Origin of the sequence: Chitinophaga niabensis, from assembly GCF_039545795.1 — a bacterium.
Lineage (GTDB): Bacteria > Bacteroidota > Bacteroidia > Chitinophagales > Chitinophagaceae > Chitinophaga > Chitinophaga niabensis_B.
This window is the reverse complement of the sequence record NZ_CP154260.1, coordinates 4,181,349-4,204,351: the sequence shown is the minus strand read 5'-3', so window position 1 is coordinate 4,204,351 and position 23,003 is coordinate 4,181,349. Positions and strand designations below refer to the sequence as shown.

Sequence of the window (23,003 nt, the reverse complement as noted above, 5' to 3'; positions counted from 1 at the left end):
TACAAAACACATCAGCATGGAAAAGATCTACGCCAGCCTCATCACCATCGGAGATGAGTTGCTGATAGGCCAGACCATTGATACCAATTCCGCCTGGATGGCACAGCGGCTGAATGAAATAGGCATCTGGATCCAGAGAAGGGTGGCTGTGGGAGACGATAAGGCAGCTATCATCAAAGCGCTGGAAGAAGAAGGAAAGAATTCTCAGATAGTTCTGATCACCGGCGGCCTGGGGCCAACGGCAGATGATATCACCAAACCGGTGCTTTGCGAATATTTTGGCGGGAAGCTGGTACAGGATGAAGCAGCTTTACAGAACGTGCTGCAACTGTCTGCCATGCGGGGGCTGCCTGTGCTGCAACGGAACCTGGACCAGGCGCTGGTGCCGGATGTTGCTACTATTATACAGAATAAAAGAGGCTCTGCACCCGGTATGTGGTTTGAAAAGGGAGGAAGTATTTATGTATCTATGCCCGGCGTACCGCATGAAATGAAGGGGATTATGGAGTATGATGTGATAGGTATGCTGCAGGCCCGTTTTGAAACACCAGCGTTGCTGCATCATACACTGATCACGGCAGGCATGGGAGAATCCTTTGTGGCAGAGCGGATCATGGATTTTGAAAACAACCTGCCCAAACATATCAAGCTGGCTTACCTGCCTAATTATGGCTTATTAAAGCTGCGGCTCACCAGCATTTCCCCGGATAAACAATCTGCTGCAAACGAACTGCAGCATGCCTTTGATACCCTGAAATCCCTGGTGGGAGATATTCTCGTAGCAGAAAAAGATGTTACGATGGGAGAGGTGTTGGGAGAAGTGCTCAAGACAAAAAACCTGAAAGTGGGTACGGCGGAGAGTTGCACCGGTGGAAAGATTGCCAGCCTGATCACCGCCATTCCCGGCAGTTCTGCCTATTTTAACGGAAGTGTGGTGGCTTACTCGTATGAAGTGAAACAACATGTATTGGGTGTACAGGCGGAAACGTTGGAGAAACACGGGGCTGTAAGTGAAAGAACAGTACGGGAAATGGCAGAAGGTGCATTGCGGGTATTAGACGTAGATTGCGTAATGGCAGTGTCCGGCATTATGGGGCCGGATGGCGGAACGGAGGAAAAACCCGTGGGCTCTGTATGGATCGCAGTAGGCGGTAAAGGGAAGATCGTTACCAAACTGCACCGTTTCCGTTTCGACCGTGCCCGGAATATTGATATGACCTGTGTGGCTGCCATGAACGAATTGCGGAAATGGCTGGAACTTTAATTTACCTTATTTTTGTCCTCTACTAAAAATAAAACACTAAAACACTTTTATGGCAATAGTCGAACTGGTGATGCCCAAAATGGGAGAAAGCATAATGGAAGCTACAATCCTGCGTTGGCACAAGAAACCCGGTGATAAGGTGAAGTTAGATGAAACGGTGCTGGAGATAGCAACTGATAAAGTAGACAGCGAGGTGCCTTCCATTGCGGAAGGAGAGATCACTGAGGTCCTTTTTAATGAAAATGACGTGGTGCCCGTAGGTACCGTGATTGCACGTGTGCTAACAGCAGCAGGTGCCCCTGTGGCTGCTTCCCCTGCTACGCCATCCCCGGCAGCTGCAGCTCCCAAAGTTGTTAGTGACTCTCATTTCCAGACAGCGCCTGCCCGCACAGAAGCAGTTGCACCTGTTTCCGGAGAAGCACGTTTTTATTCTCCCCTTGTACTCACTATTGCACAACAGGAAGGCGTGAATTTCGCAGAGCTGGAAAAGATCCCCGGCTCCGGAACAGAAGGCCGTGTTACTAAAAACGACATACTCGACTATATCGCCAACCGCAGCAATTCTACCTCCACACATATCCAGGAGCCGGTAGTGGTGCAGGAAGCACCCAAACAAAGAGAAGTGGCTACCGTGCCTGCTTCCAACAGTTATGGCGGTAATGTGGAGATCATTGAGATGGACCGCATGCGCAAACTGATTGCGGAACATATGGTGCGCAGCGTGCATACCAGCCCGCATGTGACCAGTTTTGCAGAAGCTGATGTAACCAATATGGTACGCTGGCGTGAACAGGTGAAGAAGGATTTTGAAAAAAGGGAAGGAGAGAAGATCACCTTTATGCCTTTGTTTGTGGAGGCCGTGGTGAAATGCATCAAGAAGTTCCCGCTTGTGAACTGCTCACTGGATGGAGATAAGATCATTCTCAAGAAAGATATCAATATCGGTATGGCTGCAGCCCTGCCCAGCGGTAACCTTATTGTGCCGGTGATCCGCAATGCGGATACCCTGAACCTGGTAGGCCTTACCAAACAGGTGAACCAGCTGGCCAATGCCGCCAGGCAGAACCGCCTGAAACCGGAGGATACACAGAATGGTACCTTCACCATTACCAATGTAGGTACTTTTGGCAGCCTTACCGGTACGCCCATCATTAACCAGCCGCAGGTAGCTATCCTGGCGGTAGGGGCTATCAAGAAACGCCCGGTAGTGGTAGAAACGCCCCAGGGTGACTCCATTGCCATCCGCCATATGATGTACCTTTCCATGTCCTACGATCACCGGATTGTGGATGGTTCACTGGGTTCTACCTTCCTGAGCGCTGTGGCGCATGAGATGGAGAATTTTGACCCGGGTAAGGAATACTAACATTATTGAAAAGGCTCCGGGTTCCGGGGCCTTTTTTTAGCCTGTTTGGGCTTTAATGAGGTAAGGGGCTCAGGGGTACCTTTTTGGGGCATTAAAGGGCAAAAAAAAGGCCTCCATGTTGGAAGCCTTTTATTGCGTCGATGAGTAATTTAGTATTAGTAACGACCACGGCCACCGCCGCCACCGTATCCACCACCGCCACCACGGTTTCCACCACCTCTGTTTCCACCACCGCCATTGGCTTGTTTAGGACGAGCTTCGTTCACCATCAGTTGCTTGCCTTCCACTTCACTACCGTTCAGACTCTCCATCGCTTTAGTTCCTTCTTCCTGGTTTGCCATTTCTACAAATCCGAAACCACGTGAACGACCGGTTTCATGATCTTTGATGATTTTTGCAGAGGTAACTGTCCCGAATTCGCTAAAGATTTGGTGAAGGTCCTCATCGTTCAACCTGTAGTGCAGGTTGGCTACGTAGATGTTCATGATAAAAAAATTAAAAAATGAAAAATAATATTGAAGTTAAGGAATTAACTGAATAAAAAAAATGCTCCCTTGTTTTTTCAATGTTTTGCCTTATGGGAGGGGGATGCCGTAACATCATCAATCGTTGGACAGCAAAGGGTTAGGGGCATTATATAATGACCATAAATATGTGACTCCGGGGCTTTTGATGCTTGATATTAAGATTTTTCGTAACTTCAATAAGGGCTGATCTAAACGGCCGAAAGCTATGAAGGCATTGAGTGAGACGTGGTTCGCTGAAGGATTTATAGATTTCGAATTAAAGAAATATACCCTTCTCGCCTACCTCCAGGAGATTAACCGTTACTTTAACGAGAACAAGCTATACCCGCAGCTGAGCGATGTGATCTTCCATTACAATAACCTGCTGGCATTCAAGGAGAACAAACAGTTCCTCCGGCAGCAGTTCCCCAAACAGTTAACAGCCGTGAATTTAGAGCGTTTGCAACTGCTGTATGAACAGATGATCGCAGACGATGAAATGATGGAAGAACTGGAGAGCATTATGCAGTTTGCCTTACTCAAAATGAACCGTACGATCAAGGAAGGTGCGGAGATCTATGATTTTGTGGAAGAGAAGCTGAACATAATGCCGGTGGGCATTATTCCGCTGGATATACAGGAAGGGTATATGCTTTTGTGTGATGGGAAGTTCAGCGATACGGAAGTGTATCAGTACCGCCTGACGATCTTTGAAAGGCATGATGAAAAGTACAGGGGCATTCATACCAAACATATCAGTACCTATACCCGCAGCCTGGCGCATACTTATCAGAGTATCAAATCAGACCTGATCCGTCACCGGCAGGAGTTGCCGAACCCTGCGGTGTACACGATACAAACGGAGCTGGTATTCCCGGTGCAGGAAACATTGCTGCCGGTGGCGAAACGTTGTTTGGTGAAGTATATCACGGCAAACAGGGCTTAGGGGAACAAGGTTGTTTTAGCAAGGTTGTTTTAGCAGGGTTGGGCAGCAAGTTTTGTAATTTATAAATCCGCCATGGTAGCTTCATCCTAGCTTTATCCTTGCTTCATGTTGCCTGCCGGAGCGGGTTTAAGCTACTTTGAAGCTAGGATGAAGCAAGGATAGATCTTAATCCAGCTTCAATACCTTACCCGGTTCATTCCCGAATTTCACTTCCACTTCATACCCCAGGGGCTTATAGTAATTGCCAATGATCTGGCGGATCTTCTCTTTACTTTGCTCGAGGTAGATGTTGTTTGTCTTTAGTTGTTCACGCGAAGTTTCGTACAATTTCTTCTGTACGTCTGTGTATGTTTCATCATTCGAAGGAACAAACCAGCCTTTTTTATTGGCCGTTTCCATCTGGCTGAGGCGAAGCTCGTAACTCAGCAACGCTGGGGCCGGAAGCTGTACTACTACCCGTTTTTCTTTCAGTGTAACGGAGAAGTTCTTATCATCTATATTCACGCCATATTTGGCAGTGTAAGGAACAGTTACCCAAATAGTGTTTTCTGCAAGCACTTTATTGAGATTATCCCACCAACCTCCGTTATTCTCCACATTGCTGCGTTTGATGTTAGCATTGCCCTGTACCTCAAGACTGGCAAGCTCTGCAATCTCGCGTACAATCAGGCTGTTGGACAATATAGTCTGGTTCACCTTTTTAGAGCCGAACCACTGGCCCAGCCAAAAGATGAACACAATAAGCAGAATAACTACGATCCACTGAATGATCTTTTTCATGATGATTTTTTCATGTCTGTATAAGTACCGTTCATGAGTTTACCCATTACACGATCAGGATGTTCGAGTGCATTAAAACCAAATTGTTTGTACAATCCATGTGCATCCTGTGTGGCGAGCATAAACCTGCGAAGTGTTGTCAGATCAGGATGTGCGAGGATCACTTCCATCAGCCATTTGGATAATCCCCGGCCGCGGTGTGCGGGCAGCACAAATACATCTGCGAGATAACCGAAGGTGGCAAGGTCTGAGATCACCCTTGCAAAACCTATTTGTTCCTGGCCATGATAGATGCCAAAACACAGAGAGTTGGCAATAGACTTTTCCACGAAACTGCGGGGTATATCCTTTGCCCAGTATGATTCTTCAGATAAATACTGATAGATCACATCTGTTTGTAACTGGCTTTTGTCTGTGCTGATCCTGTATCCTTCCCGGGTTGTTTCAATATGTAGCATGCCTAAAAATAAATAAAAACGCCGGATACATCGACCCGGCGTTTTAAATATTCCGTACTCTAAAATGATCTGTTTAAGCGTAACGTTGCCTGCGCAGTATCCTGGAGTATAATTGCGGTGTAAGGCCGGTCACTTCCATAAACTGGCGTTCCAGGGTATGGCGACTGGTTTTGAAGCGTAAAGCCAGGTCCAGCATTTCCACCTGTCCTTTTTGTGCGGCGAGATAATCTACCATTTCATCTACCTGGCGCAATGCAGGTTTTTGTTTTGGCAGCAGGTCTTCCAGCACTTTATCCAGGATGTTCTGGATAGTGTCCAGGTTATCAGCATTGTTCAGCTCTTTGGCAGTTAGGGCCCAGCTGTTGTCCACTTTAGTAAGGTCGCGGAAGTAATTGGTAACGGACTCCATGCTGATGCCCATCAGCCTGTGGCTAGCGTAGGCATTGAGTTGTACTACTACTGCATTCAGCGGGCCTGTTACGCGGGCATTCACTGCGCAGGTAAAAGGGCCTGTTACAGACGCTTCCGGTAACTCAAAAGAGGCATGATCATTTGGTTTAAATGCCAATGCGCCTTTTTGAATGAATACCAGGTACTGTTTACCTAATGTAAAAAGCTTTTTCTGAGCAATGTCTGCAGCCGATGTGATGTTTTGCAGAACAATATACTGTTGCACAAAAGGTTGCAAAGTATCTTTAGGACGAAGGTAATAGGTGTTCATAGGATTTAGCGGTTTTGTCTGTGATCTATCTCCGCGATAACTGATGTAAATATAGTTATTTTAGTATATGCAAGAACATTTTAATTAGAAAAATTCACGAATAAATTAGAAACCATTGAAAATCTTCCACTTAACTACAAAATAACAAAACCGGGAGCCAAGCCCCCGGTTTTGCATATTAAGCTGTTGATTATCAGTAGTCAAATCCCCAATTCTTGCCCTTTTCCGTGGCAGGAACGCCCTTGCTTAACCATTGCGGGGCAGGAGCCCCCTTTAGAAAATGATCAAAGAACTGCTGCTCCCGGATCTGGATATCCTTCCGGTTCTGGCGTTGTATAAGGTTGTGTGCTTCATTATTATAATTAAGCAGCCAAACCGGTTTGCCCAGGCGGCGGAGGCCGGTGAACATTTCAATACCCTGGTACCAGGGCACGGCGCCATCTGCATCGTTGGACATAATAGCCAGCGGCGTAGTGACCTTGGGCAGGTGGAAGAGGGGAGAGTTCTCTATATATAACTCCGGTTTCTCCCAGAGGGTAGCACCGATCCGGCTTTGGGTATGCTCATACTGGAACTGGCGGTTCATGCCACTTTCCCAGCGGATGCCTCCATAGGCACTGGTCATATTAGCTACCGGTGCGCCGGCCCATGCTGCTTTGAACAGGGTAGTGGCTGTGATCAGATGACATACCTGGTAACCACCCCAGCTCTGACCCTGGATGCCCATATTACTGCGGTCTATCCATGGATTTTTCGCCAATGCTTCCGCACCGCTCACAATATAATCATAGGCGCTCTTGCCCGGCCGGCCGTTTTCATAACTGATATCCGGGGCCAGTACAATGTACCCGCGGCTCACGAAGAAAGAGATGTTCAGTCTTGATGGTGTGGGAGCCGGTGGCTGATAGGTATACAATCCATCTGTGAGTTTCTCATAGAAATAGATCAGCACCGGGTAACGTTTATTAGGATCAAAGTCTTCCGGTTTGTAAAGGATCCCTTCCGTGGTTTTACCATTATAAGTATCCCATTTGATCAGTTCCGCGGTACCCCAGTTATATTGTTTCTGTTGCGGGTTGATCCGGCTGATGCGTTCTGCCGATGCAATATTGGCACCTGCAAATACATCCGGTGATTCAATATAATTAGCACGCTGGAAAAGATATACATCTGCCTGTTTTGCCTTCTCTGTTCCCTGGTAGGAATAAGGGCCCATCACAATTAACTGCGGGCCTTTTTTATCATTCAGCTTGAGAGAATAGAAACCGCCGAATTTGGAAGAGTCGCTTTGTGCTTCCAGCAGCAGGGATTGTTTAGGTTTGAAGAAACGGTCTTCCCTGTTGAGGCGTACATTGCGTAGCACCGTTTTTGTTTTCCTGCCCAATCCGTTGGTGATCATCACCGGTGCTTCTTTACCTGTTGGATCTGTTTGCCAGATATCATAGCGGTCGTTGATGTATACATACTTATCATTTTCCAGCCAGCCGCTGATACCATATGGACCCGGATAATCCGGCATGTCCATTTCCTCATCCGTGATCTGTGTAGGAATAGCAGCGCTGATATCCCTCACCTCTGCAGTAGTGATCTCATAGCAGAACCATTTTCCGGAAGGCTGAGAAAACCAGTAGATGAAACGGCCTTGCGGGGAAATGAAAAAGTTCCCGTCCAGTTTTTCTACTAACAGGCGGCGCTCGCCGGTATTGATGTTCACAGCATAAGCAGTTTTCAGTGTGCTGCCCGTCCACTGTAATGCTACGCGCTGGCCTTTATCTGTTGTACCCAAACCGTATGTGGCATTTCCTTCATCTGCAATAACAAATGTTTCCATTTCCTGATCGCTTAACTGCACCATGCGGTTCTGTTGCAGGAAATATACAGCTGCGTAACTCTTTTTCAGATCACGGTCCAGGTTCTTCAGCTGCATGGGTTGCAGGTAATCATCCTGGTAGTTCCAGATATCCACTTTCGCCACTTCGAATTCTACGATGGTGGTATCTTTTGGTGGCTGGATAGGTGCGGTGCCAAAGAACAAACGTTCGCCGTTTTTTGAGAAGCTGGGTATACCATCTTCTGAAACGCTCCACTTCTGCGGAATGCCGGTAGTAGACTTTGTGACAACAATGTGCGCACTGTCCTGTGCCGGTTTGTAATAATATAAGGAGAAGAATTTCTGTAAAGCTTTTGCACTGTCTCTGCTGCCAAGGTATGCTACCTGCTGCCCTTTGTCGTCAAAAACGAACTGTACAAAGGAGCCATGCCCGCGGCTGAGTGTATCTGCTTTCCTGCCGGCCACATCCCATAACCATACACCTGGTCTGGCGAGTGAATCTTTTTTAGGTGGATTGGTAACGAGTACGATCTTGTTACCGGGTTTGCTGATCGTGTAGCTGGTGACACTTTTGACGGTGTCCTGCGGTTTGTTGCTGCCAAGGTAATGGATTACGAGGTCGCCTGCTGCAGCGCTGCCGGCTCCACCGGGGGTATCTTCATCCGCATCTTCTTCAGTGTTGCCTTGCTTTCCGGGAGCATCCGTTTTAGCAGGTGCCGGTTTTTTAGCGCCTTTTGCTGCAGCGGTATCCGTCTTAGGTTTGTCAATCAGATAAGCCAGCAGGCCGCTTCCTTTTTCCGGTGTTTTAAAGGATTTCACGGCAGCTACCTTTGTAATATTGGTTTGCCCTAATTCAATGAAACCCAGTGAGTCTTTGGGCATTTCATCCGGTTTCTTTTTCTTGATCCGGGCCTGCCTTACATCTTTGAAAAAGGGTTTGATCGTGAATACCACAAAACGGGAATCTTCTGTGATCACTGCGGCCGTAGCCCGGGGAACATCAAGCTGCTGCCCGTTCTTCAGGTTACGGATCACCAGGGTAGCGTCTCCCTCCTGTGGTGTAATTGTATAGATTGCCCATTGTCCGTTATTGCTGATGGCTTTGGTGCCAATGCTCTGCCAGCCGTCATACACTGTATGGTCCAGTGGTTTTTTGGGTTGGGCCAGTGCTCCTAATGGTAACAGTACGGATAGGGATACGAACCATCTTAAAGATCGTTTCATAAGCCGTTAGATTTTAGTTTCACAAAATAATAATTCCTGTGAGAAAGCAGGCGGGAAGGTGGATGAATGGTTAAGCCAGTTTACTGCGCCGGTTCTGCCGGAACACCCTTACCATCTGCAGTGCTACAGAAAGTAAGATCAGGCCCAGGCCCAGGTAGAATTCGCTCCGCAATAATTTGTTCTCATGAAAAAGGATGAAAGCCAGGATAATGCTGTATAAAGGCTCCAGGTTGAAACAAAGGTTCACCGTAAAGGCAGAGATCTTTTTAAGCGCATTCATGGAAAGCGTGTACATGAGTACGGTGCAGAACCAGGCCAGGGCCAGGAGGTATACAAGATCCATGAAAGAAGGGATCATGGATGCCACCGGAAAAGCATGCAGGTAAAAGGGCAGCAGTAGTGACAGGCCCAGGAAACCAATGCCCAGTTCGTAAAAGGTAATGTTCTCTGTATTGTACTTCGCTACCAGCCGTTTGTTGAATACCGTAAACAGGGCGGCAAACATAGAAGAGATAATGCCCAGTATGATACCGGTACGGTATTGCGTATCAAAGTGAAAGATCAGGAGGATGCCTGCGAGGGTAAGCAAACTCAGCAGCATTTCCACTTTATCAAAAGCACGCCGGTTGATCAGGGGATCAAAAATGGCGGTGAATAAACTGGTGAGTGAAAAGCAGACCACGCCAATGGATACGTTGGCATATTTGATGCTGCCGTAAAAGAAGATCCAGTGCATGGCAACGATGAACCCGGTACCGCCTATACGTAAAATGGCCTGCAAGGGTAATTTTTGCAAACGGCCCTGCCAGCGGAATAATACGAACATGGTCACGGCAGTGAACAGCAAACGGTACCAGACCAATAAACCTTCGTTCAGGGTAATGAGTTTACCGAGGATACCGGTAAAGCCAGCTAAAAAAACGGAGAGATGAAGTTGTAAGAATGCTTTTTTCATTTGCCAAACAGGCTCTGCCACTGAATCTTCAACACACCTAAAATGCCTTCCTTCACAATGCCTTTGCTCATTTTAGAATAGCCTTCCTTGCGGTCAATGAAAGTGATAGGCACTTCCTTTATTTTAAAGCCCAGTTTCCAGGCGGTGAATTTCATTTCTATCTGGAACGCATATCCCACAAACTGGATCTTATCCAGCTGGATCTTTTCCAGCACCCGGCGTTTGTAACATACAAAACCTGCGGTGGCGTCTTTTACGGGGATCCAGGTGATTAGGCGTACATAAATAGAGGCGCCGTAGGATAATACAGCACGGTCCCATGGCCAGTTTTCCGTATTGCCGCCTTTTACATAACGGGAGCCTACGGAAACATCTGCTCCTTCAGCTGCACAGGCGTGATGTAAACGAACGAGGTCTGCCGGGTTATGGGAGAAGTCCGCATCCATTTCTGTGATATACCCGTAGTTTCTGGCAAGGGCCCATTTAAACCCATGGATATACGCGGTGCCAAGCCCCAGCTTGCCACTGCGTTCTTCCAGGAATAACTGCCCCGCATACTTTGTTTGCAGTTCTTTTACGATGTTGCCGGTACCATCCGGAGAGCCATCATCTACAATAAGTACATGGAAATCCTGCTGTAATGCGAATACCGCGTCAATGATCCGTTGGATATTGTCCTTTTCATTGTACGTTGGTATGATAACTAATTTTTCCAATTAGCAATTGCGATTTTAAGGATGGCGAAAATAGGGAATATCCGGCTTAATATTACATCGTTAACGAAAACATTATGGTTTTTTTAGCATCATACTGTGATATATCTCTGTCAGTTTCTGCTTGGTGTTGAGGGGAAAGTCTGCTTTCATCATCCAGTCGTAATACTGCGGCTCTATCTTCAGCACGTCCCTTACAGGCCTGCCTTTATACTTGCCGAAGTTGAATAGTTCAACGCCGTTCTGGATGGTCATCCTGCGGGCAAAATCCACATAATCATCTTCTTTAGTGAAAGTGGCCAGTGCTTCCACTTCCGGTTTCAGCTGCTGCTCATACCTGACCAGCTGTGCTTCCAGGATCTCATAAGTGGCGATGGCATCTGCTTCTGCACTATGAGCATTTTCCAGGTCCTTATCACAATAGAACTTATAAGCAGCGCTGAGCGTACGTTTTTCCATGAGGTGGAAGATCTTCTGTACGTCTACGAACCTGCGGCTTTTGATGTCGAAGTTAAGGTCCAGGCGTAGGAATTCTTCTACAAGCAAAGGCACATCAAACCTGTTTGAGTTATAACCGGCTATATCGCAATTTTCGAGGAACTGTTTGTATTCATTGGCTACCTGTTTGAAGTAGGGAGCATCTTTCACATCTTCGTCCGTAATCCCGTGAATAGCCGTAGTGGCTGCAGGAATGGGAATGCCGGGGTTGATGCGTTTGGTTTTATTGAGAACGGACTTGTCCGGCATCACTTTTATGACAGCTATCTCAATGATACGGTCCGTTGCCACATTGGTGCCTGTAGTTTCAAGATCAATAAAGGCAAGCGGACGGGTGAGTTGTAATGCAGACATATTCTTTGGGTTCTAAACCGTTAAGTATTTTTTTAATCCTCCAAAATCCAAACCTTCATAATCGCCGGAGCTCATGAGGAGGACGTTAGTATTGTGAAAATCCTGCTGACCGAGGAAGGCTTCGAGAGCGGCCCGGTTGTTCAGTATAACAAGATCTTTATTGGCAAAACCTTCCCGGATGATTTCGGGGCTGAGGTCCGGCATACGTTTTATTTCCAGGGCATGTGCGCTGTAAAATACGCCTGCCAGGTCTGCGGGGTCCAATGCGCCGGCATATTCACTCATAAAAGCCGCATTGAGGCTGCTGTACGTATGTAATTCCAGTACAGCAATGAGTTTGCGGTTCGGGTATTGTTTACGGAGCGCCTGTATGGTGGCCTTAACTTTGGAGGGGGCATGGGCAAAGTCGCGGTAAAAGGCGGTCTGCTCATTTTTTGCCACCAGTTCCATCCTTTTGGCAGCTCCTTTAAAGGTAGCAATTGCCGCCAGAAAATCAATATCACCAATTCCTAAAGCTTTGCAAACCAAAAGGGCAGCATGGATGTTAAGCAGGTTGTGCTCCCCGAAAACCATCAGGTCTGTGGAAGCATTACCAAAACGAACGCGGGTGAGGCCATTAATAATGGTATGCTCCGGTACCCCGTAAGGGATACATTCCAGATGGCTGCCTTCTTTGGCTACCAGTTGCCGGAGGGTTTCGTCCGTTTGGTTGTAGATCAGTTTACCGCCGGGTTCCATGGTACGGAGGAAGATGGCGAACTGCTCCAGGTAGTTCTCAAAAGTGGGGAAAACATTGATGTGGTCCCATGCAATACCGCTCAGCACGGAGATCTGGGGGTGGAGAAAGTGGAATTTGGGCCTTTTTTCCAGTACGGAAGCCGGGTATTCATCTGCCTCGCACACAATGAGCGGGGCATCTGTAACGTTTACGGATTGGGAAAAACCTTCCAGCTTTGCACCCACCAGGTAATCGAATTGCTGGTGGCATTGTTGTAAAACGTGCATGATCATGGAGGTAATGGTGGTTTTACCATGACTGCCGCCTATGGCCACACGGGTTTTATCCTTACTTTCCTGGTAAATGTATTCCGGGAAAGAGTAGATCTTTAGTTGGAGTTCCTGTGCCTTGATCAGTTCCGGGTTATCCGCCCGGGCATGCATGCCCAGGATCACCGCATCGAGCTGAGGGTGGATGCGGGCGGGGTCCCAGCCGAGAGAGGCAGGGAGAATGCCTGCTGTGGCGAGGTTTGACTTTGAAGGTTCAAAGATCTCGTCATCGCTGCCGCTTACTTCGTAACCTTTATGCCTGAGGGCGATGGCCAGCTGGTGCATAACACTGCCGCCTATCGCTATAAAATGTACTTTTGCCATGACAATTCCCGGTTCTTTGTGTATTAAATTTGCAAATGAAAATCAATAATTAACAACACATAGGGTTGTTTTTTCTAATATAAACATATATATTTGCAAATATAAGGTCACAAAATACGAATCACAAAGTGCAAATAATTCAAGCCTATGAAATTTCGTTTATTTACTAAAATGCAGAATATGAAATCAGGATACCGCTTGATCGGTACATTTTGTGTAATGGCAGTGTTAGCTGTCATGTTTTCTTCCTGCGCTTCACAGAAGCTGGGATGCCCCATGAAGATCACCAAAGTGCAGCACGAAAAGGATAAAAACTGTTAGTACTGTTATGTGGATCGACCTGGAGAGTGAAGAACAATTGCATACGATACAGTCCCGTTCCTTTGAACAGAAGACGGTAATTTTCAAACACAGTACCCGCTGCAGTATTAGCAGTATGGTGAAATCCCGCCTGGAAAGGTCGGTGGTACCGGAGGGTATTGCGTTCTATTACCTGGATCTGATCAGGTACAGGAGCCTTAGCAACAAGGTGGCGGAGATGTATAACATTCCGCACGAATCGCCGCAGCTGCTATTGATCCATAACGGAGAGTGTATATACGACGAGAGCCATATGGCCATCAGGATGGAAGAATTGGAATAGATGAGTTGAAAAATAATTAAGAGGGCTGGCCGCTGTGCCGGCCCTTCCTTATTGTTAATGCCGTAGCTTTGCGGTATGAAACATCGTATAGTTGTGGCAGTAACCGGAGCCAGCGGTTCTATTTATGCCAGGCAGCTTTTGAACAAGCTGGCGGGGCTGAAGGAGCAGGTGGACCAGGTAGCGATAATACTTACAGAGAATGCCCGCACTGTTTGGGAAACAGAGCTGAGCGACCGGGGCTTTGAGCACCTTCCTTTTCCCATTTTCAGCCAACATGATTTCCATGCCCCTTTTGCTTCCGGCAGCGGGCGTTATAATACCATGATCATCTGCCCTTGCTCCATGGGTACGCTGGGCCGCATTGCCGGTGGTATTTCCAATGATCTTATTACCCGAGCGGCGGATGTGGTATTGAAAGAAAGGCGGAAGCTGATCTGTGTGCTGCGGGATACGCCTTATAACCTCATCCACATCCGTAATATGCAAACGGTAACAGAGGCAGGTGGTATCATCTGCCCGGCCACTCCTTCCTTTTACAGCAAACCCCAAACGATAGAAGACGTTGCCGCTACGGTGGTGGACAGGGTGATAGACCTGGCAGGGCTGGAGCAGGACACTTTCCGCTGGGGGGAATAAATTCTGTGCGGAAATTTGTATCCTTGTTATTCATTTATCATTCTATCATTCATGAAAATAGCCATCATTAACGGGCCTAATCTGAACCTGCTGGGAAAGCGGGAACCGGAAGTATACGGCAGCCTTACTTTTGAGCAATACCTGGAAACGCTGAGAGCGCAGTTCCCGGATGTGCAGATCGATTACTTTCAGAATAATGTGGAAGGGGAGATTGTGAACCATTTGCACAGCGTTGGTTTCAGCTACGATGGTATTCTGCTGAATGCAGGAGCCTATACACATACTTCCGTGGCTATCCGTGATGCGATTGCGGGGATCAAAACGCCGGTGGTGGAAATTCATATCAGCAATATCTATGCACGGGAAGAGTTCCGCCATACATCTCTTACGGCAGCGAAAGCAGTGGGTGTGATCTGTGGATTGGGCATGAAGGGATATGCGCTGGGGGTAAGGTTCTTTTTGGAGAAGTAACTTAATTAAGACAGTCTATTTTATCGAGGATTACATTCATGTGATCCAATCCATATAGTAAAGCGCCTTCATCGATAGACATCCAGTTGAATAGATCGAGAATAAGCCCGTAATGTTGGCGGGTGTAGGTTGTACTTAGTACCGATAGGCCATCTGAGAAACATATTGGTTCATGGTGGGCTATTCTGTTTCTTATCCCGTTTATTTTCTCCAGCTCCCTAAAAACAAAGGTATTATCATAGTGATGCAATGGTGTGCTTCTTGGTTTGGCAGGAAAGATTGCCAGTAATGTTCTTCCTAATGCTGTATACTGATGCCGGGCAAACATATACCGCCAGAATCCAAAATCCATTCTCGCTATTAATTTCGGATGGCTGTAATGCACTCCCAGTTCTGAAACAGCATTGTTGATCATGAGTGGAGTTTTGCCACACCTGGGAGTGTTCAGGGCGCCCCCAGGCATTGCTGCATCTCTAAGCCAATCATTGCCCTGAATAACCTTGTAGTGTCTATCTATTGCATTTCTTAAAGCAACTTCAAAGCAGGAAATAATTGTAAACATTCCCTGGGAAGCCCTCAGATTTAAACGATATAATTTCATCGCTTTACGGGTAATTCCACCCACTGCAGCAAGATACCTGCCTAGCCGATCATTTGACATGATGGCTTCAAAATCTCTATATTTCATTCCGATGGGTTAACTTTCTTTTTTGATCGAAAGAATAGTACTATATTTGTGAAACAGTTCCCGGTTGTCCCTGGCTTGCCAAACTTCCGGGTTTTTTTGTGCCCTTAAAAGTCCAATGTGCCATAGGCACAAATTGGTAGTATTGGGTTAACGAGTACTAATTAATAGAATAAACGATAAATAAAAAGTTAAACAACTGTTATCGCTATCTATAGTGAATGAAACAGTAAAAAAACTAAGGGGCAAACCAAATTTTTTTGGTCTGCCCCTTGATAAATAATCTCGTCTGGTCAATTAATATTTACTGCCGAATTTGTTCCCATACATTGTGATCAGCCGTTTGTCCATCCAGGATCCTCTCATGTTGCGCGTTACGATCTTACCATCAGGCCCGATCAATACACAGGTTGGGATGCCGTTGAAATTATACAGCTTGGACAGGTCGCCCTGGAATGCTTTCAGGTCTGATACCTGCAACCATTTCATCTTTTCCTCGTCCACCGCTTTCAACCATTTTTCTTTGCTATCGTCCATGGAAATACTGATCACTTCAAAGCCCGCAGGATGATAGAGCTCATACACTTCCTTGAGATGAGGAATATCTGCCCGGCAAGGTCCGCACCAGGAAGCCCAGAACTCCAGCAGCACATATTTGCCTTTGCCAACGTGGTCGGACAATTTAACGGGTTTGCCGTCCTTGTCCTCGAAAGCAAATTCTGCATACGGGCTGCCGATCGCGGTTTTGGTGGTTTTCGCTACTGCTTCCTGCAGGTCTTTTCCAGCTGCGGAATTTTTGATCTCCGGTGAAAAGCCTGCCCATAGTGCATTTATTTCATCTACCGTATAAGCGCTCATGCCTCTTTTAAAAACATATGCTGCAACGTAGGAAGATGAATTCTTCCGGATGTAATTGGCCAGATGGTCCTGCGCATTTTTCCGCGCAGCATCTATCTTGTCTACCGCTGCAATACCTACGGAAACCGGCCCTTTTTCTTTATCCTTACCTGGGTTCAGATAAGCGATGTAGCCATCGAATGCTTCGGATGATCTTTTCTGCAAAACATCATATTCTTTGCTGAATGCCAGGTATTGATCGTACAGCGGGGCGCCTGTCACTCTCACTTTGCTGTGGTCGAACTTGTTCGTGTATACCTGCAGCTGGGTGTCGATGCTGTCCAGCTCGGCGTTCAGGGTGATAGCCCTGTTCTCCACAAACAGCGGGATCAGTGGCTGCCAGGGGCGCTTTTCCTTTTCAGTGGGCTCGTTTTTCATGATGGTGATGTCGAACATCTGTGGATAGTCTACCTGCCCGCGGAATTCGAAAGTACCATTCCTGATGATGGTGCTGTCTGCCAGCTTAGGGTTATTGCCGGAACGCAGGAATACTTTTTTTCCTTCACCATTCCCTTTCAGGTGGCCGGTGATCGTATACCCTTGTGCCAGGGCATTCATGCATGGAAGCATGGCCAATAGTAGGAGTGTGTTCTTTTTCATGTTGATCTTTGATTAATGACGTATCCTGATACCATCCAGGCAAAAATATGGCGGTGTGCGCATATTGCCGGCGGCATCTGTATCTGATGATGAAAGGTGGAATACAAGTTTGTTTACTGTGCCGAGCTTTGCCAGGTCTACCTTGTACCAGTCTCCCAGGATCACGTTGTAAGCTGGCAGCAAGGCATCTACATTTGGCCGGATAGCGAGCCAGAAATCCACTGTGCCTGTTGCTTTCTCCGCATTGAAGCCTGTTACGCTCAGTTTTACGAAACCTTTAAAGGTAGCGCCGGCTGCCGCAGTGGAATCTGCCGCTACCTGCTGAGGTGTTTTGTTTGCAGCACGTGCAGCGTCCGCTGCAGCCTTGCCTGCAGCGCGTTTGGCCAATGACTCCTGACCTGCCAGGCTGATGAGGTCGCCGGGTAGTGTAAATCTCCCATAACGTTCTGTGGAAGGATTGGCGATGTTGATGTTCTTCACTTTTGTTCCGTTGATCTGGTAGGCCTGTGTAACGGGGTCCACAGTGCCGGAGTAGATGGAGCCATATGTTTCCAGCAGATAATTGTAAGAAGTATTGGCCACCAGGATGTGTTCCACTACGGCCGCTCTGTCCAGCGTAAGGAAGGCGTCATCATTCTGCACACGGGCCACGAGGTAGTTGCCGGTTTGATTGGGTTTGGCAGTATACACGCTGAAAATGCAGGAATCGATGCTGGCCTGTGCCTGTTCAGGTGTTAAGCCGGCTGGAGCAAAGTCAGGGCTCAGGTTCCAGGGGTAGGAACGCCAGTTCTTGCTGGATATTGCAAAGCCGCTAAAGCCACCGCCTGCATGCTTCTTTACGTTTATGGTTACAACGCCTGATTGAGAAGTCCCTGCTTTGAAAGGTGCATCGGGTATTTTGAATGAGAGTTCCCCAGGTTGCAGTTCATCAAATGTAACATCATTCACTTGTGCGATGGGTTTGCCTCTTTCTTCTTTTTTGCAGGAAAGGGCTAATGCAGATATCAGTATAGTAAAGATGAGATTGTTTCGCTTCATGATCGGTTATTTTAAGTCAGCATTTTGAGTCATGGCCGGATTGTTGATGATCTCGGCATCCGGAATGGGCCAGCATATCCTGTTTTCCACGAGTGGTTTACTGTCTTTGATCGTTACGATCCAGGGCTGGCCATTGTTTGTAAAACGCACTGCAGCAAAGAACTCGCTGCCATTTTCCAGGAACAGCTCCAGGAAGATCTCGCGGAAGATCAGGTTCATTGCTTCCTGAATATTAGCAGGTGATAATGCAGGCAGGGCTGGTGTGGTACGTTTTGCACGCATTTCATTGATGGGTGCAATGGCTTCTGTGGCGGAGGCACCGGTTCTCGCCAGCAGTTCTGCTTTCATGAGGTATAATTCTGCATAGCGGAAATAATATGCTGCGTATTTCTCATCAAGAGGGCTCGTATTCCTGCCGGCATAAGAACCCAGCCTGCAGACTTTTTTGAAGGTATGGTTCATGGTATTGTCCCATGTTTCCGGTGAACGAACAGGTCCTGTAGCCACATCCCAGCGGGGATCGGCCTTGAACCAGTCCAGCCCGTAACGCAGGCCTGCTGTGAGTGTGGCGCCAACCGGCAGGGGCAGTTTATTACCGGCATAAACAAGGCCATACGTGTAATAATAACCACCTGCAGAAGTTCTGGTGCCATTGTCTTCAAGATAGCGGGCAAAGAGGTTCTCTTTGGAATCCCAGGCATTCTTGTAGATGTCGTTCATATTGGCTTCCAGGGCGAGCGATGCAGGATGGTTCTGCAGCACATCATTTACCAGGCTGAGCGATGCTTTTAACATCTCGTGGTCATTACGGTAGGCGCCGCGGTAGAGCAGGAGTTTGGCCTTGAGGGCTTTTGCGAATTGTTTGGATACGTAACGCGGTGTGGTGATATCCTTCAGTCCCGCGATCGCAGCATCAAGGTCTTCATAGATCTTCTCATAGCTTTCCCCCACATTAATGCGGGCTTTGATCACATTCCCAAGGTCCATCGCCTGGTCGCGGTACAACAGGCCATCCGGATCAGCATCATCGGCCCACCAATGACTAAAATTCCAGAGCAGGTTAGCGTTGATCCAGGCACGGAGGCATTTTGCTTCCGCCAGTAATGCAGATTTCTCATCTGCAGTAATAGCGTCAGCAGAGAGGTTATTGATGCCGGTGATGGCAAAGTTGGCCGCATTGAGGCTTCTGTAGAAAGTCTGCCAGCAGCCTGTATTACCGCCTGTTGTTTGGCTGTAACCCATATCGTAATCAATGGCCATGTAACTCATGAAGCCTGATTTGGAGGCGAGTGCGGCGTACATCCCGCCGGACCAGGAATCGTTCTGGAAAGAGGCGTAAATTCCACCCACCGCGGCTCTCGCTTTGGATGCACTGGTGATGGCATTGGCATCTGTCAATGCATGAATGGGTTGTTCATCGAGGAATTTTTCGCAGGATGAAAGGCTGGCAGTCAATAAAAGGATCGATATATAATGTAATGTCTTTTTCATGCGGTCGGTTATTTAAAAGTGAACCTTGCGCCGAGATTGAAATTCCTGGCGGATGGATAAAAGCTGTTGTCTACGCCCATGCCTGTTCCAATGGCGCTGGATGACCAGTTACCTTGCGGATCGAAACCGGGATAGCGGGTGAGGGTGAACAGATTGGTTGCCTGGAAAGTGAAGTCCACTCCCTGGATGAGGTAATCGCGGAACATTTTCGCAGGCAGGCGGTAGCTTACATTCAGTGCGTTCAAACGCAGGTAGGACGCGTCATACAACCAGAAGTCAGAGAAGGTGGAGTTACCGCCATCACCGTATTGCGTCATACGTGGCATGGTAGCTTCGTAAGTGCTCAGCAGGGTAGCGCTTTTGCCTGCCACAAGATTGCTCTGGTTGTAGTTGCCCACATATCCGGCATCGTCCATTGCCATTTTCCATAAACGTTTATGGCCGTATGCATATGTGAAGGTGGTGTTCACCATGAGGTTACGATAGTTGAATGTGGCACCGAACCCGCCGGCGAATTTCGGATCTGCGCTGCCGATGTGCGTTTTGTCGCTGTTATTGATCACGCCATCGCCATTCTGATCTACAAAGTAGAGATCACCTGCACTTTCATAGCTGTTGCGGTACATGATCTTTCTGCCCTGTGCATCCCTTCCCTGGAGTGCGATCAGTTCTTCCGCCGTATTGATGAGCCGGTCGTAGGTCTGGAAGCCATACCAGATGCCTGTTTTCTCACCTTCTTTCACGCTCATATAGGTGGTGATAGAACTGGGGAAGAACAGTTCCTTTGTAATACCGTTGATGCGCAGGATCCTGTTTGTATTACGGTAGATGTTGAAGTCCAGCGTAAAAGTGGTATGCTGTTTTTTGACTACATCTACACTGACATCAAACTCAATCCCTTCATTTTTCAAAGAGGCCACGTTAGAACTGATACTGGAGAAAGAACTGCTGGGCGGCAATGGCAGGCTATAGATCAGTTCGTCTGTATGTTTGCGGTATACACCTATTGTACCCCTGATCCTTTCATCCCACAATCCATAGTCAAGGCCCAGATCCGTCATTCTCGTCTGTTCCCACTGCAGGCTGGCATTGCCAATGCTGCTGGGCGCAATGGCAGGTTGCTCATTATAGCGTGAGGAGCCAACGCCTGTGATCCATGCATAGCTGCCCAGGTTCTGAGAACCTGCTGTACCGGTAGATGCACGCAGTTTGAGATAAGAGATAACACGCTGCAAACGCGGGCTCTTCATGAAGCTCTCTTCCGTGATCAGCCATGCCAATGCGCCGGAAGGAAAAAGGCCCCAGCGTTTGTCTGGCCCGAAGCGGGAAGATCCATCGCGGCGAACGGTACCGGAAATGATGTAGCGATTATTGAATTTATAATGCGCACGCGCGAACTGAGAGATCAGCGCATTGGCTGTGTAGGATTCAACAAGGGCTCCGCGGGTGGCGGCGGAAGAGAAGTCGTTCAGGATATCGTCATCCGGGAAGTTGGTGGCGCTCATGCCATAGCGCAGGAGGCTGTTCTTTTCCATGGAATAACCGGCCAGCGCCAGGATGTCGTGTTTACCAAGTGTTTTCACATAGGTCAGCGTATTTTCCCAGACGCGTGTTTGTGTTTTATCCTGCTCTAATGTTCTGCTGCCCGTGGTGTTAAAAGTACTGCCGCGGCGCATGTATTGGAGGCGCTGGCTATTGGCATAGTTGACAGTAAAAGCAGATTTTGCCATCAGGCCATTCAGGATGCTCAACTCAAGAAAGCCGGTGCCATTGAATGTTTGTCCATCGCCGGTGTTGGTATTGAGCAGGGTAGTGTATGGATTTTCCGTATAGGCGTCACGGGTAAAGAGAGAGCCATCAGGATTGTAGGGCGGTATATCCGGGCGAACTTTCTTCAATACGTCCAGCATATAATCCTTATCATCCGTTTTGCGGGAAGCGCCATTCAGGTTCAGGCCGAATTTCAGGCTGCTGCGCAGTTTGGCTTCCAGGTTAAGCCTGCCGCCGTAGAGGTTGCTGCCGCCTGATTGTACGATGCCGTCCATTCTTGTATTGTAGATGGATACGTAATAGGCGATGTTGGAAGTACCGCCTCTCAGGGAGAGATCGTATTGCTGGGAGATGGGGTTCCTGGTTACTTCCTTCATCCAGTTGGTATTGCCTTCGTAATAAGCGCCTGGCAAAACTTTGAAGCTGTTGCGGTTGAACTCGCTGCTGTTGAGGTTGAAGAAAGCCTGCTCATCCAGGTAGAGGCGTGTAAAGTAATCGAACACGCCACGGGTGTAGGCTTCTTCACGGGCTGCTTTATTTGAAAAATCGATGTATTGCGGGGCTTCCATGTATTTGTAACTGTTGAAGTCCTGCACCTGCAAACCGAGACGGGAAGAGAGTTCTATGGTGGGGCGCATACCTTCCACCCCTCTGCGCGTGGTAACGATCACCACGCCGTTGGCTGCTCTGGAACCGTACAATGCAGTAGCAGAGGCATCTTTGAGGATGTCTATGCTTTCTATGTCGTTCAGGTTCAGGTTATAAAGCGCGTTAACGATATTGCCGGAAGTAGCCGTATTGGAAGAATAGTCCGGCACACCATCGATCACCCATAGCGGCTGATTGTTGCCGGAGATGGAAGAAGCGCCGCGGATGATCACGCTGATGGGGGAGGTGGGGGAAGCAGACTGTATAGCCACGTTCACACCGGCCACCTTGCCTTGCAGTACGCTCTGTATGGTAGCGCCCATAGGTGCGTTACGGATCTCCTTTGTGCCAAGGTGTGCTACAGAGCCGGTCACATCTTTTACTTTGGCGGTGCCATAGGCTTGCACAACAACCTGGTTAAGTGTGCTGTTATTTTCTTCCAGCACTACGATAAGATCTTCGGATGTAGTGTTGACCTGCACTTCTTTTGACTGGTAACCGATGAAGGAAAACTGCAGTACTGCCTTGTCATCCAGTTCCAGTGTAAAGCTGCCGTCCCCGGCTGTAACGGTGCCGGCTTGTGTGCCTTTGATGCGTATGCTTACGCCAGGCAGCGGCTTTCGTAGCTTGTCCGTTACACGGCCACGGACCTTTTTCTTTTCAACAGCATCCACACGTGGTGTGATCATTAATCTTTTCTGGATGATAATAGTGTTTCCACGCATGGTGTACGTGAAGGGTTGGTTTTTGAAACTCTTGTCCAGTACTTCTTCCACGGAAGCATCTTTCACTTCTATCGTAACAGGTCTGGCGGTTTTCATCAGGCCTGCATCATATACAATGTCGTACACGCGGAGGCTGCGGATGGAGCGGAATACATTTTCCAGTGGCGCGTCCTTTTCAGAAAGCGTGATCTTTTGTGCATATCCCACAGCATGCACCTGGAAAACAGCAAAGAGCAATAAAGCGGTTGTTAGTTTCATGACGAGCGGTATGGTGACAGGCATACGGGATCGCCTGCCGGTTGGCAAGAAAATTCTACAATACATACTTTAATAGATTTGGTTTTTGATTATCCCTTAAAACAAGCTAATGGTTGGTTTATGTCTGGTGCCAGTTTCAAGATCTCATGTCCTG

At 47.8% G+C, this 23,003-nt stretch carries 21 protein-coding genes; 7 read left to right on the top strand and 14 right to left on the bottom strand.

All coding sequences use genetic code 11. From position 1 onward, the window contains the following. Positions 1-16 precede the first annotated feature (16 nt). A complete protein-coding gene (locus AAHN97_RS16575) occupies positions 17-1,264 on the top strand; it encodes a CinA family nicotinamide mononucleotide deamidase-related protein (RefSeq protein ID WP_343303170.1) in 1,248 nt (415 codons plus the stop codon). A 49-nt stretch (positions 1,265-1,313) separates the two neighbouring features. Continuing rightward, the gene (locus AAHN97_RS16570) at positions 1,314-2,630 is read left to right on the top strand and encodes a dihydrolipoamide acetyltransferase family protein (protein WP_343303169.1); all 1,317 of its coding nucleotides are present in this window, start codon (positions 1,314-1,316) and stop codon (positions 2,628-2,630) included. 155 nt (positions 2,631-2,785) lie between these two features. Here AAHN97_RS16570 and AAHN97_RS16565 read toward each other — a convergent pair whose 3' ends face one another. Further along, positions 2,786-3,115: an RNA recognition motif domain-containing protein gene (locus AAHN97_RS16565; protein ID WP_074237259.1), complete on the bottom strand. Its 330-nt coding sequence runs from the start codon at positions 3,113-3,115 to the stop codon at positions 2,786-2,788. A gap of 247 nt (positions 3,116-3,362) precedes the next feature. Here AAHN97_RS16565 and AAHN97_RS16560 point away from each other — a divergent pair, with 247 nt between their 5' ends. After that, complete coding sequence (locus AAHN97_RS16560; protein ID WP_343303168.1) at positions 3,363-4,082, top strand: hypothetical protein; 720 nt, start codon at positions 3,363-3,365, stop codon at positions 4,080-4,082. A 165-nt stretch (positions 4,083-4,247) separates the two neighbouring features. Here the strand turns inward: AAHN97_RS16560 and AAHN97_RS16555 are convergent, their stop codons facing one another. The 8 genes from AAHN97_RS16555 to AAHN97_RS16520 all read right to left on the bottom strand — a co-directional run bounded on the left by AAHN97_RS16555 (position 4,248) and on the right by AAHN97_RS16520 (position 12,987). Next, positions 4,248-4,862, bottom strand: coding sequence for a DUF4230 domain-containing protein (locus AAHN97_RS16555; protein WP_343303167.1), 615 nt, complete (start codon positions 4,860-4,862; stop codon positions 4,248-4,250). Next, positions 4,859-5,320 carry a GNAT family N-acetyltransferase gene (locus tag AAHN97_RS16550; protein ID WP_343303166.1) on the bottom strand — a complete coding sequence of 154 codons (462 nt, stop codon included), beginning with the start codon at positions 5,318-5,320 and terminating at the stop codon, positions 4,859-4,861. Before AAHN97_RS16550 ends, AAHN97_RS16555 begins: the two co-directional genes overlap by 4 nt. A gap of 73 nt (positions 5,321-5,393) precedes the next feature. Beyond that, positions 5,394-6,041 carry a DUF6597 domain-containing transcriptional factor gene (locus AAHN97_RS16545; protein WP_343303165.1) on the bottom strand — a complete coding sequence of 216 codons (648 nt, stop codon included), beginning with the start codon at positions 6,039-6,041 and terminating at the stop codon, positions 5,394-5,396. A 193-nt stretch (positions 6,042-6,234) separates the two neighbouring features. Next, positions 6,235-9,096, bottom strand: a complete 2,862-nt coding sequence (locus AAHN97_RS16540; protein WP_343303164.1) for a S9 family peptidase — start codon at positions 9,094-9,096, stop codon at positions 6,235-6,237. A 70-nt stretch (positions 9,097-9,166) separates the two neighbouring features. Then, positions 9,167-10,051, bottom strand: coding sequence for a DMT family transporter (locus AAHN97_RS16535; protein WP_343303163.1), 885 nt, complete (start codon positions 10,049-10,051; stop codon positions 9,167-9,169). Then, complete coding sequence (locus AAHN97_RS16530; protein ID WP_343303162.1) at positions 10,048-10,767, bottom strand: polyprenol monophosphomannose synthase; 720 nt, start codon at positions 10,765-10,767, stop codon at positions 10,048-10,050. Before AAHN97_RS16530 ends, AAHN97_RS16535 begins: the two co-directional genes overlap by 4 nt. A gap of 72 nt (positions 10,768-10,839) precedes the next feature. After that, entirely contained in the window at positions 10,840-11,616 is a 777-nt protein-coding gene (locus AAHN97_RS16525; RefSeq protein WP_343303161.1) for a 3'-5' exonuclease, read from the bottom strand. A 12-nt stretch (positions 11,617-11,628) separates the two neighbouring features. Next, positions 11,629-12,987: a UDP-N-acetylmuramate--L-alanine ligase gene (locus tag AAHN97_RS16520; protein ID WP_343303160.1), complete on the bottom strand. Its 1,359-nt coding sequence runs from the start codon at positions 12,985-12,987 to the stop codon at positions 11,629-11,631. 180 nt (positions 12,988-13,167) lie between these two features. On the opposite strand from AAHN97_RS16520, the gene AAHN97_RS16515 reads away from it, so the two are divergent. The 4 genes from AAHN97_RS16515 (at position 13,168) to aroQ (ending at position 14,737) form a co-directional block, all read left to right on the top strand. Then, positions 13,168-13,308, top strand: coding sequence for a hypothetical protein (locus tag AAHN97_RS16515; protein ID WP_343303159.1), 141 nt, complete (start codon positions 13,168-13,170; stop codon positions 13,306-13,308). A gap of 7 nt (positions 13,309-13,315) precedes the next feature. Then, entirely contained in the window at positions 13,316-13,630 is a 315-nt protein-coding gene (gene ytxJ / locus AAHN97_RS16510; protein WP_343303158.1) for a bacillithiol system redox-active protein YtxJ, read from the top strand. Positions 13,631-13,705: 75 nt separating this feature from the next. After that, positions 13,706-14,266 (top strand): UbiX family flavin prenyltransferase, encoded by a 561-nt coding sequence (locus AAHN97_RS16505; protein WP_343303157.1) that lies wholly within the window; start codon positions 13,706-13,708, stop codon positions 14,264-14,266. Positions 14,267-14,317: 51 nt separating this feature from the next. Next, positions 14,318-14,737 (top strand): type II 3-dehydroquinate dehydratase, encoded by a 420-nt coding sequence (aroQ, locus tag AAHN97_RS16500; protein WP_343303155.1) that lies wholly within the window; start codon positions 14,318-14,320, stop codon positions 14,735-14,737. 1 nt (position 14,738) lies between these two features. Here the strand turns inward: aroQ and AAHN97_RS16495 are convergent, their stop codons facing one another. The 5 genes from AAHN97_RS16495 to AAHN97_RS16475 all read right to left on the bottom strand — a co-directional run bounded on the left by AAHN97_RS16495 (position 14,739) and on the right by AAHN97_RS16475 (position 22,849). After that, complete coding sequence (locus AAHN97_RS16495; RefSeq protein WP_343303154.1) at positions 14,739-15,425, bottom strand: hypothetical protein; 687 nt, start codon at positions 15,423-15,425, stop codon at positions 14,739-14,741. Between the two features lie 294 nt (positions 15,426-15,719). Then, positions 15,720-16,919, bottom strand: coding sequence for a TlpA disulfide reductase family protein (locus AAHN97_RS16490; RefSeq protein WP_343303153.1), 1,200 nt, complete (start codon positions 16,917-16,919; stop codon positions 15,720-15,722). Between the two features lie 12 nt (positions 16,920-16,931). Then, positions 16,932-17,957: a DUF4465 domain-containing protein gene (locus tag AAHN97_RS16485; protein WP_343303152.1), complete on the bottom strand. Its 1,026-nt coding sequence runs from the start codon at positions 17,955-17,957 to the stop codon at positions 16,932-16,934. Between the two features lie 6 nt (positions 17,958-17,963). Further along, complete coding sequence (locus tag AAHN97_RS16480) at positions 17,964-19,448, bottom strand: RagB/SusD family nutrient uptake outer membrane protein (RefSeq protein ID WP_343303151.1); 1,485 nt, start codon at positions 19,446-19,448, stop codon at positions 17,964-17,966. Positions 19,449-19,456: 8 nt separating this feature from the next. Further along, complete coding sequence (locus AAHN97_RS16475) at positions 19,457-22,849, bottom strand: SusC/RagA family TonB-linked outer membrane protein (protein ID WP_343303150.1); 3,393 nt, start codon at positions 22,847-22,849, stop codon at positions 19,457-19,459. Between the last annotated feature and the right edge of the window lie 154 nt (positions 22,850-23,003).

Bases quoted from the DNA above. Each gene is read 5' to 3' on its own strand.
- AAHN97_RS16475 (WP_343303150.1), bottom strand. From the start codon at position 22,849: ATGAAACTAACAACCGCTTTATTGCTCTTTGCTGTTTTCCAGGTGCAT.
- AAHN97_RS16520 (WP_343303160.1), bottom strand. From the start codon at position 12,987: ATGGCAAAAGTACATTTTATAGCGATAGGCGGCAGTGTTATGCACCAG.
- AAHN97_RS16570 (WP_343303169.1), top strand. From the start codon at position 1,314: ATGGCAATAGTCGAACTGGTGATGCCCAAAATGGGAGAAAGCATAATG.
- AAHN97_RS16515 (WP_343303159.1), top strand. From the start codon at position 13,168: ATGAAATCAGGATACCGCTTGATCGGTACATTTTGTGTAATGGCAGTG.
- AAHN97_RS16565 (WP_074237259.1), bottom strand. From the start codon at position 3,115: ATGAACATCTACGTAGCCAACCTGCACTACAGGTTGAACGATGAGGAC.
- AAHN97_RS16525 (WP_343303161.1), bottom strand. From the start codon at position 11,616: ATGTCTGCATTACAACTCACCCGTCCGCTTGCCTTTATTGATCTTGAA.
- AAHN97_RS16545 (WP_343303165.1), bottom strand. From the start codon at position 6,041: ATGAACACCTATTACCTTCGTCCTAAAGATACTTTGCAACCTTTTGTG.
- AAHN97_RS16495 (WP_343303154.1), bottom strand. From the start codon at position 15,425: ATGAAATATAGAGATTTTGAAGCCATCATGTCAAATGATCGGCTAGGC.
- AAHN97_RS16575 (WP_343303170.1), top strand. From the start codon at position 17: ATGGAAAAGATCTACGCCAGCCTCATCACCATCGGAGATGAGTTGCTG.
- AAHN97_RS16560 (WP_343303168.1), top strand. From the start codon at position 3,363: ATGAAGGCATTGAGTGAGACGTGGTTCGCTGAAGGATTTATAGATTTC.
- AAHN97_RS16505 (WP_343303157.1), top strand. From the start codon at position 13,706: ATGAAACATCGTATAGTTGTGGCAGTAACCGGAGCCAGCGGTTCTATT.
- AAHN97_RS16485 (WP_343303152.1), bottom strand. From the start codon at position 17,957: ATGAAGCGAAACAATCTCATCTTTACTATACTGATATCTGCATTAGCC.
- AAHN97_RS16490 (WP_343303153.1), bottom strand. From the start codon at position 16,919: ATGAAAAAGAACACACTCCTACTATTGGCCATGCTTCCATGCATGAAT.
- AAHN97_RS16480 (WP_343303151.1), bottom strand. From the start codon at position 19,448: ATGAAAAAGACATTACATTATATATCGATCCTTTTATTGACTGCCAGC.
- AAHN97_RS16550 (WP_343303166.1), bottom strand. From the start codon at position 5,320: ATGCTACATATTGAAACAACCCGGGAAGGATACAGGATCAGCACAGAC.
- AAHN97_RS16540 (WP_343303164.1), bottom strand. From the start codon at position 9,096: ATGAAACGATCTTTAAGATGGTTCGTATCCCTATCCGTACTGTTACCA.
- AAHN97_RS16555 (WP_343303167.1), bottom strand. From the start codon at position 4,862: ATGAAAAAGATCATTCAGTGGATCGTAGTTATTCTGCTTATTGTGTTC.
- ytxJ (WP_343303158.1), top strand. From the start codon at position 13,316: ATGTGGATCGACCTGGAGAGTGAAGAACAATTGCATACGATACAGTCC.
- aroQ (WP_343303155.1), top strand. From the start codon at position 14,318: ATGAAAATAGCCATCATTAACGGGCCTAATCTGAACCTGCTGGGAAAG.
- AAHN97_RS16535 (WP_343303163.1), bottom strand. From the start codon at position 10,051: ATGAAAAAAGCATTCTTACAACTTCATCTCTCCGTTTTTTTAGCTGGC.